This window comes from Mesorhizobium sp. WSM4906 (genome assembly GCF_029674625.1).
Classification (GTDB): Bacteria; Pseudomonadota; Alphaproteobacteria; order Rhizobiales; family Rhizobiaceae; genus Mesorhizobium.
Genome location: NZ_CP121355.1, coordinates 1284062 through 1297148 on the forward strand (window position 1 = coordinate 1284062; position 13087 = coordinate 1297148).

Here is a 13087-nt window from a genome sequence, read left to right on the forward strand (position 1 = left end):
TCTGTGTGGGGCCGCGACTGGCGGTCACTGCAACGATTTGGCTCGGCCCTTCATTCCGCCCAAGGTTGATGGGCTGAGATCACAAGCGGTCATCGTGGAGAAGCTCTCGTGAAACTGGCAGCACGCACCGTAATCATCACAGGCGCTGCGGGCGGGATCGGCCGTGCCCTGGTCGATATCCTTGCCGCGGACGGAGACACTGTAGTTGCGGTGGACCTTCCGGGCAGTGGTGTGGTTGAACTGGCTCGGGATCTCGGGTCGCCGCACGTCGGTCTGGAGTGCGATGTGTCGCGAGAGAAGGACATGCTCTCACTTTTCGGCCAGGTCGAAGCACGGTTCGCGCAAATCGATGTCCTCATCAACAATGCGGCGGTTGGACCCACGATGGATAGGATCATCGACACCGCTGTCGATACCTTCCGACGCGGCGTGACAGTGAACCTTATTGGGCCATTCGTTATGGCCCGGGAAGCGGCGCGGCGCATGAAGCCGGGCGGTGCGATCGTCAATGTGGCTTCGATGGCGGGCGTGGTCGGCAATCCCAGGCGCAACGCCTACGCAGCCTCGAAAGCTGGCGTGATCTCGTTGACAAAGTCCCTTGCATGCGAGTGGGCTATGCGAGGAATCCGCGTCACGGCGGTGGCGCCGGGCTCCGTCCGCACCCCAATGGTCACAGAACTGGCACGCGCTGGCAAAATGGACCTCGCGGCGATACGCCGCCGCGTGCCGATGGGGCGCTTGGCTCGCCCCGACGAGATCGCCAGGGTCGTGCGTTTTCTGAGCAGCACGCAGGCGCGCTACATCACCGGCTCGGTGCTGGCAGTCGACGGAGGCTGGATGTCATTCAACCAGCCGGGGGATGCTCACCCGCCGGTGGATGGTGCGCTCCAAGCCGAGCTCTCCTGTCCGGCCGAATGCACAGATGCGCGAATCGTGCTCGTCACCGGTGGCGCAAAAAGCATTGGCGCGGCCGTCGCTCGCCGCTTTGCCGCGAACGGCGACACCGTCGTGATTGCTGATAAAGATGGCACTGCAGCGGCAGAGCTGGCTACATCGCTCCCCGGCAAGCATCTGGCGAAATCGCTGGACGTGGCCGTCGAGAGCGATGTGGTGTCGATGTTCGAAGAACTGAGGGGACGCTTCGGGTATATCGATGTTCTGGTCAATAGTGCTGATACCGCCGACAGGATTGTGCCTGCGATCGAGCAACTGTCGAAACAGCTCGAACACGTCCTGGATGTCAACCTTACCGGCGCCTTCACCTGCGCGCGCGAAGCGATCAAGGCTATGCGCCCGGGCGGCGTGATCCTCAATCTCGGGTCGATCGACAGCTTTCTGCCGTTCGCGCCGCGCCATGCCTACGGCGCCTCCAAGGCGGGGATGGATATGCTGACCCGTTGCATGGCGGCCGAACTCGGGCCGGTCGGAATTCGGACAGCCACCGTCGCTCCTGGCCACATCCGCACGCCCGCACTTGCTCAGTTGGCCAAAGCCGGCCGCATCGACCTGACAGCAATCGGACGACGCATCCCCATGGGCAGGATGGGACGGCCAGAAGACGTCGCAGATGCATCGTTCTTCCTTGCTTCGTCTGACGCCTCATACATCAACGGCTCGATCCTCTACGTGGACGGCGGCTGGACCTCGTTCGGTGATGCGGGAAACGCCAGCGAGCTCTATGACGAATGTTTTGCGGAGGCCGCAGGTTAATTGCCAGGCCTTCGCAGGGCGACCGGCCGAGCATTATGAAGCCTCGGCTCCACGACGCACCTGAGGTGCTTGAGATCCAAGCATGCGCATGCCGAGCACATTCCCGGTCGGCTGACGTGTCTATAACGAGGAGAAATCATGGAATTTGCCACTTTCATTCTGGCCGCCCAGCGTGGCTATCACCAATCCTCAGAAAGCGTCATCCGCAACTCCATCGAACAGGCCGTCGCTTCGGAGCAGGCTGGGTTCAACACCGCGTGGTTTGCTGAGCACCACTTCAACAATTACAGCCTCATACCATCCCCGCTGATGATGGTGGCGCACTGCGGCGGCTTGACAAGCACGATTCGCCTGGGCACTGCCGTCTGCGTGCTGCCGCTTTACCAACCGCAGCGCCTGCTGTCCGAGATCGGCTTCGCCGACATCGTTGCGAACGGCCGTCTCGAGCTCGGCGTAGGCTTGGGATACCAGCAGTTCGAGTTCGAACGGTTCGGCGTGGACATCGATGAGGCGCCGGCCGTCTTTTCGGAATACCTGGACATCATTCTCAAGGGCCTCAACCAAAACGTCTTCGAACACGACGGCCAGTATGAGAAGATCCCCCCAACAGCGATTTCGGTCCGCACAGTCCAGCAGCCGACGCCGCCTATCTGGATCGCTGGCGGAGCCGCACGGATGGCTCGGGCCTACCGCGAGGGGCACAATTTTTTTGTCACAGCCTTCCACGACGGCTTAGAGACTTTGACCACACTGCGTGAATCAGTCGAGAGGGCGGCGGCATCCGAGGAAAAGAACGTCACCGACGTCAAGATATCGCTGCTGCGCTGCTGCTATGCCAGCCACGACGAGTTGGAGATCAACAGCTATCTCGACAATGCCCGCTTCCAGCGCCGGCTTTCTGAAGCCCTGCATCAGCGTCGCCAACAGAGCCACGATGGCTACCTGCTGCAGGAGACACCGACCCAGCAGGATCTGTCCTTCGAGACCATGCGCAAAAATTTGCCGATTGGCAGCGTAAATCGCGTGATTGATCGCCTGCTGGAAGAGATCGATATCTTGAAACCGGACCAGATCGCAGTTCAGACTCAATTGGGCGACTTCGACCAAAAGACGATGCTGCGCCAGATCGAGCTCTGGGGCGACAAGATCATCCCTGCGGTCAACAAGGCGCTTTGTCATGCCGGAAGCTGAAGCCGGCCGTTACGATGATGGCTGCCTATCCAGCGCGCAATGGCGTGGGTCCGAGCTAGGGAGGAGCTTCGATCAGCATGTGCTGCCCTGCGTACATTCACGTTCGCTTGAGGAGGTCCAGGCGGGCGAGGTGTTGGCGACGGAGGGGACAGGCCTTTCGTCTGTCGAATTGCGTGATGTCTTGGCCGCAACTTTCCCGTCTACCTCCAGCAGCGTATTCGCTTTGGAGGAGTTGAGCGAGCCCGAGCCGGAACTGGAAGAGGAACTGCTACGCCGGCTGCTGCTAGCGCATGCTGCGCCGGCCGACCCGGCGAGCGCCCGCTTGGCCAAGATCATCGCCCGGCGTGCGATGCGCATGGACCATCTTTGGCGGGATCTTGGCCTCTCAAATCGCGCTGAGCTCAGCCGCCTGCTTGCCAGACATTTTCCCGCGCTGGCGGCAGGCAACACAGAAAACATGAAATGGAAAAAGTACTTTTACCGCAAGCTGTGTGAGGCCGAAGGCTTTTCGTCATGCACAGCACCCAGTTGCGGGGAATGCCATGACTTCGAAAGCTGCTTCGGCCCGGAGGAAGTTGAGAGTCGCCTCTCGCCGACCACGAATGTCGGTTAGTCACTTCGCTTGATCGCAGCTGCGGACAAACGCTTATCGCGGCGCCGTCGTATGGAGGAAGGGATGTTCATCGCCTCGCGATATTTGGTGACGGTACGGCGAGCGACATCGATGCCGGTCTCCTTGAGTTGAGCAACGATGTCTTCGTCGGAATGTACCTTGTCGAGCGATTCTTCGGCTATGATTGCCTTGATCCGATGGCAGACAGCTTTGGCGGAGTGCGCATCGCCGCCCTCGCAGGATGCGATTGGCGCAGCGAAAAAATACTTCAGCTCGAACACCCCGCGCGGAGTCAACATGTACCTGTTCGAAGTCACCCGGCTTACCGTCGACTCGTGCATGCCGATCTCGTCAGCGACATTTTTGAGACAGAGAGGCCGCAGATGGGCGGCGCCGTGTGTAAAAAAGGCATCCTGCTGGCGCACGATTTCGGTCGCAACCTTAAGGATCGTCTTAGCGCGCTGCTTGAGACTGCTGATCAGCCAGTTCCCTTTTTCCTGGCAATTGTCGAGAAACGCTTTGCCTTCCGGATTTTGCTTGGTCAGCTGCGAGATTTCGGCGACATAGGTGTGGTTGATCAACACTTTGGGCAGCGTGGCCGGATCAAGCTCCACCCGCCATCCACCTTCGGACTTGGGCATTACCCAGACGTCCGGTACGATGGTTTCCGGCGTCCCGGACTGGAACCGGTCTCCAGGCTTGGGATCGAGCGCGCGGATTTCGTTCCTCATGTCGAGGAGATCCTCCTCGTCGACTCCGCAACGCTGCTTCAATCCCTGAAAATCCCCCCGTGCAAGCATCTCGAGATTGGCGACCAAAGCTGCCATAGCCGGGTCGAACCGGTCTTGCTGGCGCAGCTGAATCTCCAGGCATTCGCTGAGAGTTCGCGCAAAAATGCCCGGCGGATCAAATTGCTGCAAGATTCCGATGACCCGTTCCACATCAGCTTGCCGAACGTTTAACGTCCTGGCCAGATCGAAAAGGTTTACCTGAAGATAGCCAGTGTCCTCCAGATGAGCGGCGAGCTGTCCGGCAATCAGCCGCTCCTGGGGGGTGAACGGGTTGAGGGCGACCTGGCGGGCGACATGGTCGTGCAATGTTTCGGTGTGGGCGGTAAACTCCTCGACGGCAGGTCGATCGTTGCCGCTACTGCGTTGCGACTTCCATTGCCCGCGCCCGCCAGACGGCCCGCCAATGGGCGATTCGCCGATTTCGCTTCTGCTTTGACTGCTCCGCTGATCCACCCCTGGCAGCGGCGAATCGTCGTCAAACGGGTCAGGCTTCAAAACGGGGTTCTTCTCGAGTGCCTGCTGCACGAGCTGATGGAGTTCAGTATGCGTCAATCGCAGCAAGCGAATAGCTTCAATGGCTTGAGGCGATAAGACCATACGTTGCTTCTGGCGTTGAAGCAGGCTTGCTGAGAGATGCATGTTGAACCGTGATCTGCCGAGGAGGCTCTAGTGTGTGCTTGGGTTGTGTGAGACTTTCCACTTCTGGGTCATGCCGCCGCCTTCAATTTGTCGAGAACGTTTTGCGGGGATGAAACGCCATAGGGGTCCGTCTCGCAGTTGTCACAGAAGCCTTCCTCCTCGAACCACTGCTCCACCACGCCATCGTCGATCAGAGCGGCGTATCGCCAGGAGCGCATGCCAAAGCCCAGATTGTCCTTCGCGACCAGCATGCCCATTTTGCGCGTGAACTCGCCCGACCCGTCTGGGATCAGCTCGATCTTCTGCAGCCCCAAGGACTTTCCCCACGCATTCATGACGAAAGCATCGTTGACCGAGACGCAGTAGATCGCGTCAATTCGCAGTTCCAGAAATTGATCATAGAGTTTTTCGAAATCGGGCAGTTGGAAGGTCGAGCAGGTCGGGGTGAAGGCGCCAGGCAGCGAGAACAGGATGATGCGCTTGCCCCCGAAATAATCGTCGGAGGTCTTGTTCTCCCACTGATAAGGATTTGGCCCCCCGATCGACTCATCGCGAACACGCGTGCGAAAGGTCACGAGAGGAACGTTCTTTCTATAGGTCATTGATTTGCTTCCAGGCCAAAGTGGTACGGTGCATTTTTCGGTTAAACTGAAGCGGCATCGACTTCGGTCGACAGTTCCGGCAGCCTCGCGCCTTGGCGTGGTTGCCTCGGACCGGTCTTGTGCAAGACCGCCCCCGAGCAGGCACGTTTAACGGCGACGAGCTTCCGCGGAGACGGGGAATTTTGCTCGCGTGCTTTATCGAGCTTTGAGAGGTAGGCATGGTCTGCAACCGTGATTTTGACTGCGTTCTATCGACCGAGTCGCAAGCGCCATGCCAATTGACCCGATGCCTTGGGTTCACTTCGGTTTTTGCAGCAACTTTCGTGTTGTGCAGTAATGCCGGTCGATATTATTGCTCAAGCAGCACTGGAAATTGGGTGCGACTCCGTTCGGCAAACCCGGCCTTTGTCCGAAGCCGGACACGAATGTCGGAAATAGCCAAACGCCAGGATCTGGGGCGGGTTAAGAAACGTTGCCGTGGGCACCGGCTTCAGCACAATTGCGCCACGCGAGCATGGCTCCCAGCGTCAATGCCGTGCAGCAGCGAGACGAAGTCACTGCAGAATATCAACCTCTGCGAAGTCGTTGAAACCCAGCATGTGCGAGCCGTTCGAGGCGCAGATCAAGGCATGCTCGAGGAAGAGCTCGTGCTCTCGGCAGCAAGTGTTGCGACGTCTGACAAGGATCGTCGCGCTTCAAGGAAAAGAACCTGAATGGTGCACGGCTTGTGAAGGCCGGCGCATGGAAATGGCTGGGCTGATCATCCTCCATGAGGGTTGAATGAAGAGCTGGCCCCTATCTCCCTCAGCTGCAACGGGGGGAGATAGGGCATGTCCGTCTATCGCGCTGGGTAACATTCCTCGGTGATGCAATAAGGGGGAGCAATTTCTCATTTCGGCAGACACGACCCAGCTCTCCTTTCATGCGCTGATTCCCCCAGGGGAAATCGCGACTCCAGGCTTCCTATGCAGCGAATCGCGGTGCTGTCCGATGTCCGACAATGTCGGATGCGGATCGTAGCTGGGCTAGATCCGTCACTTTGCCTCGATGGTTTCCCACTGGCCTTATATCTGCTTCGCCCAAATGCGGCGACATAACCTGTGCGGCATCTGTGAATGGATCGACTTCAATCGAGACCTCGGAGGTCCCGATGCGCGAAGGGAGCTTGCCGATATGACGGCCACCATAGCGAACCACGGTCCGGACGACGAGGGGACTTGGATCGGCGGGCCTGCGGCGCTGGGACACCACCGCCTGGCAATCATCGATATCCAGGGCGGCCGCCAGCCGAGGATGCTCCAGGGGGATGGCCGACCTGACTTGGTGCTCGTCTACACGGGTGAGACTTACAACTACCGCGAGCTGCGTCAACAGCTGGCCGGCCTAGTCCATCGCATGAACACGAGCAGTGACACCGAGGTGGTGCTGCACCGCCCCCGCGAGTAGGGCTCTTCGGCGGGTACACTTTTTTCACGAAATCCGTGAATGTTTCTCGCGACATCATCCCGCAATCGGTGGTGCAGCGGGTGAAGAGCCCGTATCCGGCTATCCAGAATGCCGCCTACGACAAAATACTACGTACGCGGTTCACTGTGATGCTGGACGACCTAGTTGTGGAGCTTCAACAGGTTGTCCTCGATCAGGGCGAGGCGACTGATAGGCGTTTTTGACTTTAGGCTGCCATGTGGACGATGCCAATTGTATCTGTGCAGCCAGACAGGCAGTTCGGCGGCACGATGATCGGATGTCGGATAGGCAATGGCGTAGGCCCATTCGCGCAGTGCTGTCTGGATGAAGCGCTCGGCCTTGCCATTGGTCTTGGGCGTATAGGGTCTTGTCGTGACGTGCTTGAGGCCGAGATCGCGGCAGGCCTTGGCGAAGGCCTTTGATCTGTAGCAGGAGCCGTTGTCGGTCATGACGCGGGCTATCGTGACGCCGAGGCTGGCGTAATAGGCGACCGCGGCCTTGAGGAAGGCGATGGCGCACTCCTTTTTCTCGTCGGGCAGGATTTGCGAGAAGGCGATGCGGGACGCGTCGTCGATGCAGACATGGACGAACTCCCAGCCGGCGCCGCGCGACTTGCCCTTTTGCGGATCGCCGGTGATACGATGGCCGACTTGGCTGAAGCGGCCGAGCTTCTTGATGTCGATATGGATCATCTCGCCGGGATGCTCCCGCTCGTAGCGCCGGACCGGTTCGGCCGGCTCGATATCCCTGAGCCGCGACAGCCCGGCACGCTTGAGAACCCGGCTGACGGTGGCGGGCGAGACGCCGACCTCATGGGCGATGTGCTTGCCGGTCAGCCGCTGGCGACGCAAGGCTGCGATGCGCTCGGCCACGGACTGTTCGGTCAGGCTCGGCATGACGGTGGGCCGCGACGAGCGGTCGACCATGCCGGCCCGCCCTTTGGTCTTATAGCGCTCGACCCAGCGCGCCACGATCTTGGCCGACACGCCATAGACGCGCGCCGCATGGGCTTTGGAAAAAGCGCCTTCTATCACCGATAACGCCATCTCCTCTCGACGCAGCGGTGTGAGACGGGCATTCTTGTGGATGTTCATTCGGACCCTCCGATGGATGCTGAAGCGTGGTAACTCCAGTCTCCTCGGTCCGGTCCGAATGGACAACCTCTCGAAAGCTCACACCTAGTGCCGGCAGTGGCACCGCTGTTGTCCGTCGACAGGTCCCGCGCTTGCTCGGTGCGACCAACAACCTTAAGCGCTAGGGCGTAACCTGACCCTGCAAGATCTCCTCACCGACTATAAGGTGCGCCTCACGATCTGAGACGATGGGACAGGATGGCTAAGGAGGTGCGCCGTCTTGCATGCCCCGCCAGCGAGGCGAACCCTCTCGGCTACGCGCGCCACCAGCGACGCTCCATATCGTCAGGCCTGCGTCTCATGCTCAGATGAGCCGGTATTTGGCTCTCTCATCAGCAAACCGAGAGAGCCCATGCCAAGACGGAAGCAAGCAAGACGAACGAGCGTCAGAGATATCCTGCGCCTGACCCATAAACAGGGCAGTCCGGTGGGCCAAGGTGGCAGAGCAACTGAGGTTCGGCAAGACTTCGGCTTCCACCTATCTGCGGGCGCTGGAGACGGGCTGTCGTGCAGGCCCTGCATGCGGCTTTGAGGACGATGCGATGTTGAAACACCGTCTGTTGCGCCGAATCGGCCGTCGGCCAAACGTTGGGTCGTCATCAGGTTCTCGACAGCTTCCCGGTGTCAAATCCAAACCGTGGTCGGCGATCCCCACCAGGGTGGGAAGGCAGCGCTGATATAGCCGAACGTCGATCAAGTCACGATCAACGATTGCCTCATGTCACATGCCCTGCGGGACTGAAAAACGGAGAAGAACATGTGCGATGCAAAACTGAAGACCGTGCTTTCGCTTTTTTCGCCGGTGGCCAGCAAATTAGATGCTCTCTCGTCCAACGGACCAGCGACGGATGCAAACTGCGTTAAGCTAAATACGAACGAGAACCCGTTTCCGTTGCCGAAGAGCGTAATGCAAAGTGCAATTGCTGCGATCGAACACCAGTATCTTTATCCGGAAGACGACAATCTCAGCTTAAGGGCAGCTGCCTCCGATGCTTACGGATTTTCCAAAGATCAGGTGATTGCCGGCAACGGTTCGTCGGAGCTGCTCGGACTCATCTACAGAGCTTTCCTCGCCCCAGGAGATAGAGTGGCAATGCTGTCGCCCGGATTTTCGTTCAACCGTAAACTTGCCATGTTGCAGGGTGCCGAGTTTCTCGAAATCGCATCGAGCGAAGCTCATCCCCTGCCGATAGAAAAACTGCTGTCCGGCCCCGCAAAAGACGCGAAGTTCATTCTGTTGGCTAATCCGAACAATCCGACCGGAACATTCGTGCCGGTGGCCGAAATCGAACGCCTTGTGGAGCAAGCAGATCGCTTGGTCGTCTTGGATGAGGCCTACGTTGACTTCGCACCCGACAATGCCCTGCGCCTCGTCAATAGACATCCGAATCTTTTGATCTTGAGGACTTTTTCAAAGAGCTATGCTGCCGCTGGCGTGCGAGTCGGCTTCGGTTTCGGTCACCCAGAAATCATTGGCAGGCTGCGCAACATCCAGAATGTCTTCAACATGAACGTGATCGGGCAGGCGGTCGGGAAAAGCATTCTTGCGCATCGCCACGCCTACGAAGAGAACCACAGGCACATCAAGCATGAACGACAGCGAGTGACCCTGGCGCTGTTGCAACTTGGCTTTTCCGTAACACCCTCCCACGCAAACTTTTTGCTGGCCCGTGTGCCGGCGGGACAGGAGGGCTCATGCTGGCAAGCCGCGTTGAAAGAGCAGGCGATCCTCATCGCCAGCTTTCCTGACGTAGATTTGAAGAACTGTATTCGCGTCAGCATTGGCACCACAGAGCAGATGGACAAATTCCTTGCTGCCGCCGAACGCGTCTGTATGAACTTTAAGAAGGATCGCGGTGCTCACAAGCATGAAGTCGATTCACATTAAGCATCAAGTAATGATATGTCGTGAGCTATGATGATTAGCGAATAAATATAGGTAATTTGGAGAACAATTAATTGAAGAAAATTTCCGCTTCGGGCCTGACCTTCGGCATCTTCGATCATCTGGACGAAAACGGCGATGACATCGCACAACAATATGCAGATCGGCTGAGCCTAGCAGAAGCGTGCGATGGCTATGGCTTTTATGCGTATCATCTCGCCGAGCACCACTGTACGCCGCATGGCAGAGGTCCATCACCGAATTTGTTCTTAGCGAGCGTCGCCCAGCGAACCCGCAGTCTTCGTGTTGGTCCCATGGTAATGCTACTTGCGCTCTATCATCCGCTGCGTGCCTTCGAGGAGATCTGCATGCTTGATCAGTTGAGCGGCGGCAGGCTTGAACTCGGCATAGGGCGCGGCTCTGCTCCCACTGAATTGGGATACTTCGGGGTTGCTGTAGAAGCAGCACCAGAACAGTATGCGGAGGCCAGTGAGATTCTCATCAATGCGATGAAAGGCGGGACGCTTTCTTATCAGGGCCGCCACTTTGAGTTGAAAGATGTTCCGCTGACGTTGAGACCTCACCAATATCCCCGTCCGCCGACATGGATCGCCACCAATCGACCCGAGCCGGCTAGCTGGGCCGCTGCGAATGGGGCAAACATCGCCTGCGTCGGACCTTCCACTTCTGTTCGCAGCGTTACCGACGCGTTCCGCGCCGCCCGAATTCACGATGCTGACATTGGCCAGCAAGCGCCATTTCTTGGATTGCTCCGAATGGTGGTGATAGGGCGTTCTGAAACAGATGCGTATTTGCTCGCAGCACCTGCCTATGAACGATGGCTCAATAGCTTCAAATTTCTATACGAACTAAATGCCATTTCCACTCCACCAAACTTGCCTTTGAACTTCGATGCAGCAATTGAAAGTGAATTGTGCGTCGTGGGAACGGCAGATTCTGTCCGAAAAGCTCTCCTTGATCAGCTGGAAGAGGCAGGTGCTAATTATCTTCTGTGTCAACTGGCATTTGGGGATTTGCCGCTGGATGCCTCACTATACACCGCATCGGCCATTGGATCCGAAATCATGGCTCGAGTTGCCGCATCGTGAATCCGTCGTGTGATTGGAGGAGCAGCGGCAGCGCTGCTCCTCATTGCGAAACGGTTGTGGGGGCCGGACTCCTGTGTCAGGTGTAAACCATTGGAGCACGTCCTATCTGATCCAGGTCATATCCTGCGGCTTTGAAGTAGTTGGCACATTCGGCTGGGGTGAAGAGGTCGACGACCGCGCCGAGGCGTCCTGACCTTGCCCCTCTGATCTAATCCGGTTTGAAGTTCGTTCTGGCCCATCCAGAGGACCAGGACATGAAACGCAGCCGCTTCTCTGAAGAGCAGATCATCGGAATTTTGAAGAAACACGAGGCCGGGGTATCGGTTGGCGATCTGTGCCGCAAGCACGGGGTCAGCGACGCCTCGATCTACAATTGGAAGGCCCGCTTCGGCGGGATGGATGTCACCGAGGCTCGGCGACCTGAAGGCGCTGGAGGACGAGAACACGCGCCTGAAGCGGCTTTTGGCCGACGCCATGCTCGACAATGCCGCGTTGAAGGACCTTGTGGGAAAGAAATGGTGACGCCCGCCGCCAAGCGGAAAGCTGTCGCTCGCCTGAAGGAAGGCTTCGGGATGAGCGAACGGCGGGCGTGTAAAGCCATCGGCTGTTGCCGCATGACGGTTCGCTACCAGACCAGCAGGCCGGACGACCGCGAGGTTCGCGAGCGGATGAAGGCCGATCGCGCAGGAGCGTCGCCGGTTCGGCTACCGGCGTCTTCTCGTGATGCTGAGGCGGGAGGGCCTGGTCGTGAACCACAAGAAGCTGTTCCGGCTCTATCGGGAGGAGAAGCTCGCCGTCGCCGCCGTGGCGGCCGCAAGCGGGCGATCGGGACCAGGGCGCCGATGCTGGTGCCGCTGAGGCCCGACGAGCGCTGGTCGCTCGACTTCGTATCGGACCAGCTCACCGACGGGCGCCGCTTCCGCATCCTGGCCGTCGTCGACGACTGCACGAGAGAGTGCCTCGCACTCATCGTTGATACGTCTCTCTCGGGCATGCGGGTTGCCCGCGAATTGGACGGCTCATCACCGAGCGGGGCCGGCCCAGGATGATCGTCAGCGACAATGGCAGCGAGTTCACCTCGAACGCCATCCTCTCCTGGGCGGATCAGAACCGCGTCGAATGGCATTACATTGCGCCCGGCAAGCCGATGCAGAATGGCTTCATCGAGAGCTTCAACGGCCGACTGCGCGATGAACTGCTCAACGAGACGCTGTTCACCTCGCTGGCTCAGGCGCGCGTAGCCATCGCCCTGTGGCACGCCGACTACAACACCGCGCGGCCGCACTCCCCCCTGGCAGACCCCGGCCAAGTTCGCCAGCACCTTCAATCCGCGACGGTCGCTCGCGCTGCGCTATGCCAAAGGCTCCGCGCCAGCGCCCGTCGCTTCACCCGCCCAGCAGGGCACAACCCACGCCGGAAACGAACTCAAAACTGCTGGGGCAACGTCAGTCCCATAGAGCCTTGATGGTTATCTCGGCCTTTGCTCGCAGCAGCGCCTTAGGTTGGGCGAAGGCGTTCTCAATCGGATTGAAGTCGGGACTGTAGGGCGGCAGTTAGAGCAGGCTCGCCTGCGGCCTCAATCGCGCCGCGCAGGGTTCTCCAGGCGGATGTCGCCAATGTCAAATTTGCTGGCATCCATGTCGCCCTCGCCAACCGCACAAGCGAAGGCCAGAAAGCCAACATGTGTTCTGCGGCTTAATTAAGAGTCAGCCGATGTCGGCCGAACATCACCTTGTCTCGAAGTCGACGATCGGACAGCAGGTTGCGAAAGTTGGCGCGATGCGAAACAAACTGCTGAAGCGCTCAACTTTTATTGATCACGCGTGTTGGACGCGACGCACTCCCGTTCCAATCGGGCTGAGCGCAAATTCTCCCGGTTCACAAAACTGAGTCGCTGGAGTAGTGGGGGCGCAGAGAAATCTCCGGTCGCAGCCTTACCCGGTCAAA

General features: G+C 58.8%; 9 protein-coding genes and 2 pseudogenes. 7 read left to right on the forward strand and 4 right to left on the reverse strand.

The features are described from left to right. Positions 1 to 108 precede the first annotated feature (108 nt). The 3 genes from QAZ22_RS06085 to QAZ22_RS06095 all read left to right on the forward strand — a co-directional run bounded on the left by QAZ22_RS06085 (position 109) and on the right by QAZ22_RS06095 (position 3514). On the forward strand, positions 109 to 1710 hold the full coding sequence (locus QAZ22_RS06085; protein ID WP_063169384.1) for an SDR family oxidoreductase: 1602 nt from the start codon (positions 109 to 111) through the stop codon (positions 1708 to 1710). 138 nt (positions 1711 to 1848) lie between these two features. Continuing rightward, positions 1849 to 2901, forward strand: coding sequence for an LLM class flavin-dependent oxidoreductase (locus tag QAZ22_RS06090; protein WP_063169383.1), 1053 nt, complete (start codon positions 1849 to 1851; stop codon positions 2899 to 2901). Beyond that, complete coding sequence (locus QAZ22_RS06095) at positions 2888 to 3514, forward strand: nitrogen fixation protein NifQ (protein ID WP_063169382.1); 627 nt, start codon at positions 2888 to 2890, stop codon at positions 3512 to 3514. The genes QAZ22_RS06090 and QAZ22_RS06095 overlap by 14 nt, the downstream gene beginning before the upstream one ends. Here QAZ22_RS06095 and rpoN read toward each other — a convergent pair. Both rpoN and QAZ22_RS06105 read right to left on the reverse strand, forming a co-directional pair. Further along, positions 3511 to 4944: an RNA polymerase factor sigma-54 gene (gene rpoN / locus QAZ22_RS06100; RefSeq protein WP_063169381.1), complete on the reverse strand. Its 1434-nt coding sequence runs from the start codon at positions 4942 to 4944 to the stop codon at positions 3511 to 3513. The two genes, QAZ22_RS06095 and rpoN, sit on opposite strands and share 4 nt — an antisense overlap. Before the next feature lie 68 nt (positions 4945 to 5012). Beyond that, positions 5013 to 5546, reverse strand: a complete 534-nt coding sequence (locus QAZ22_RS06105) for a peroxiredoxin (RefSeq protein WP_063169380.1) — start codon at positions 5544 to 5546, stop codon at positions 5013 to 5015. Between the two features lie 1173 nt (positions 5547 to 6719). Between QAZ22_RS06105 and QAZ22_RS06110 the strand changes: the two genes are divergently transcribed. Further along, positions 6720 to 6992 carry a hypothetical protein gene (locus tag QAZ22_RS06110; RefSeq protein ID WP_199489650.1) on the forward strand — a complete coding sequence of 91 codons (273 nt, stop codon included), beginning with the start codon at positions 6720 to 6722 and terminating at the stop codon, positions 6990 to 6992. A 161-nt stretch (positions 6993 to 7153) separates the two neighbouring features. On the opposite strand, the gene QAZ22_RS06115 is transcribed toward QAZ22_RS06110, so the two are convergent. Continuing rightward, a complete protein-coding gene (locus QAZ22_RS06115) occupies positions 7154 to 8107 on the reverse strand; it encodes an IS481 family transposase (RefSeq protein ID WP_063169377.1) in 954 nt (317 codons plus the stop codon). 796 nt (positions 8108 to 8903) lie between these two features. On the opposite strand from QAZ22_RS06115, the gene hisC reads away from it, so the two are divergent. From hisC to QAZ22_RS06130, 3 genes and pseudogenes are all read left to right on the forward strand, one after another. After that, the gene (gene hisC / locus QAZ22_RS06120) at positions 8904 to 10034 is read left to right on the forward strand and encodes a histidinol-phosphate transaminase (RefSeq protein WP_063169376.1); all 1131 of its coding nucleotides are present in this window, start codon (positions 8904 to 8906) and stop codon (positions 10032 to 10034) included. A 71-nt stretch (positions 10035 to 10105) separates the two neighbouring features. Next, complete coding sequence (locus tag QAZ22_RS06125; protein WP_063169375.1) at positions 10106 to 11140, forward strand: LLM class flavin-dependent oxidoreductase; 1035 nt, start codon at positions 10106 to 10108, stop codon at positions 11138 to 11140. 254 nt (positions 11141 to 11394) lie between these two features. After that, a pseudogene (locus QAZ22_RS06130) lies at positions 11395 to 12597 on the forward strand (IS3 family transposase). On the opposite strand, the pseudogene QAZ22_RS06135 reads toward QAZ22_RS06130, so the two are convergent. After that, positions 12592 to 12733, reverse strand: a pseudogene (locus QAZ22_RS06135) (transposase); the annotation flags it as partial. The pseudogenes QAZ22_RS06130 and QAZ22_RS06135 sit on opposite strands and share 6 nt — an antisense overlap. Positions 12734 to 13087: the final 354 nt, after the last annotated feature.

Excerpts from the sequence above, each read along its gene's own strand:
- QAZ22_RS06115 (WP_063169377.1), bottom strand. The coding sequence starts at position 8,107 with ATGAACATCCACAAGAATGCCCGTCTCACACCGCTGCGTCGAGAGGAG.
- hisC (WP_063169376.1), top strand. The coding sequence starts at position 8,904 with ATGTGCGATGCAAAACTGAAGACCGTGCTTTCGCTTTTTTCGCCGGTG.
- QAZ22_RS06095 (WP_063169382.1), top strand. The coding sequence starts at position 2,888 with ATGCCGGAAGCTGAAGCCGGCCGTTACGATGATGGCTGCCTATCCAGC.
- rpoN (WP_063169381.1), bottom strand. The coding sequence starts at position 4,944 with ATGCATCTCTCAGCAAGCCTGCTTCAACGCCAGAAGCAACGTATGGTC.
- QAZ22_RS06105 (WP_063169380.1), bottom strand. The coding sequence starts at position 5,546 with ATGACCTATAGAAAGAACGTTCCTCTCGTGACCTTTCGCACGCGTGTT.
- QAZ22_RS06110 (WP_199489650.1), top strand. The coding sequence starts at position 6,720 with ATGACGGCCACCATAGCGAACCACGGTCCGGACGACGAGGGGACTTGG.
- QAZ22_RS06090 (WP_063169383.1), top strand. The coding sequence starts at position 1,849 with ATGGAATTTGCCACTTTCATTCTGGCCGCCCAGCGTGGCTATCACCAA.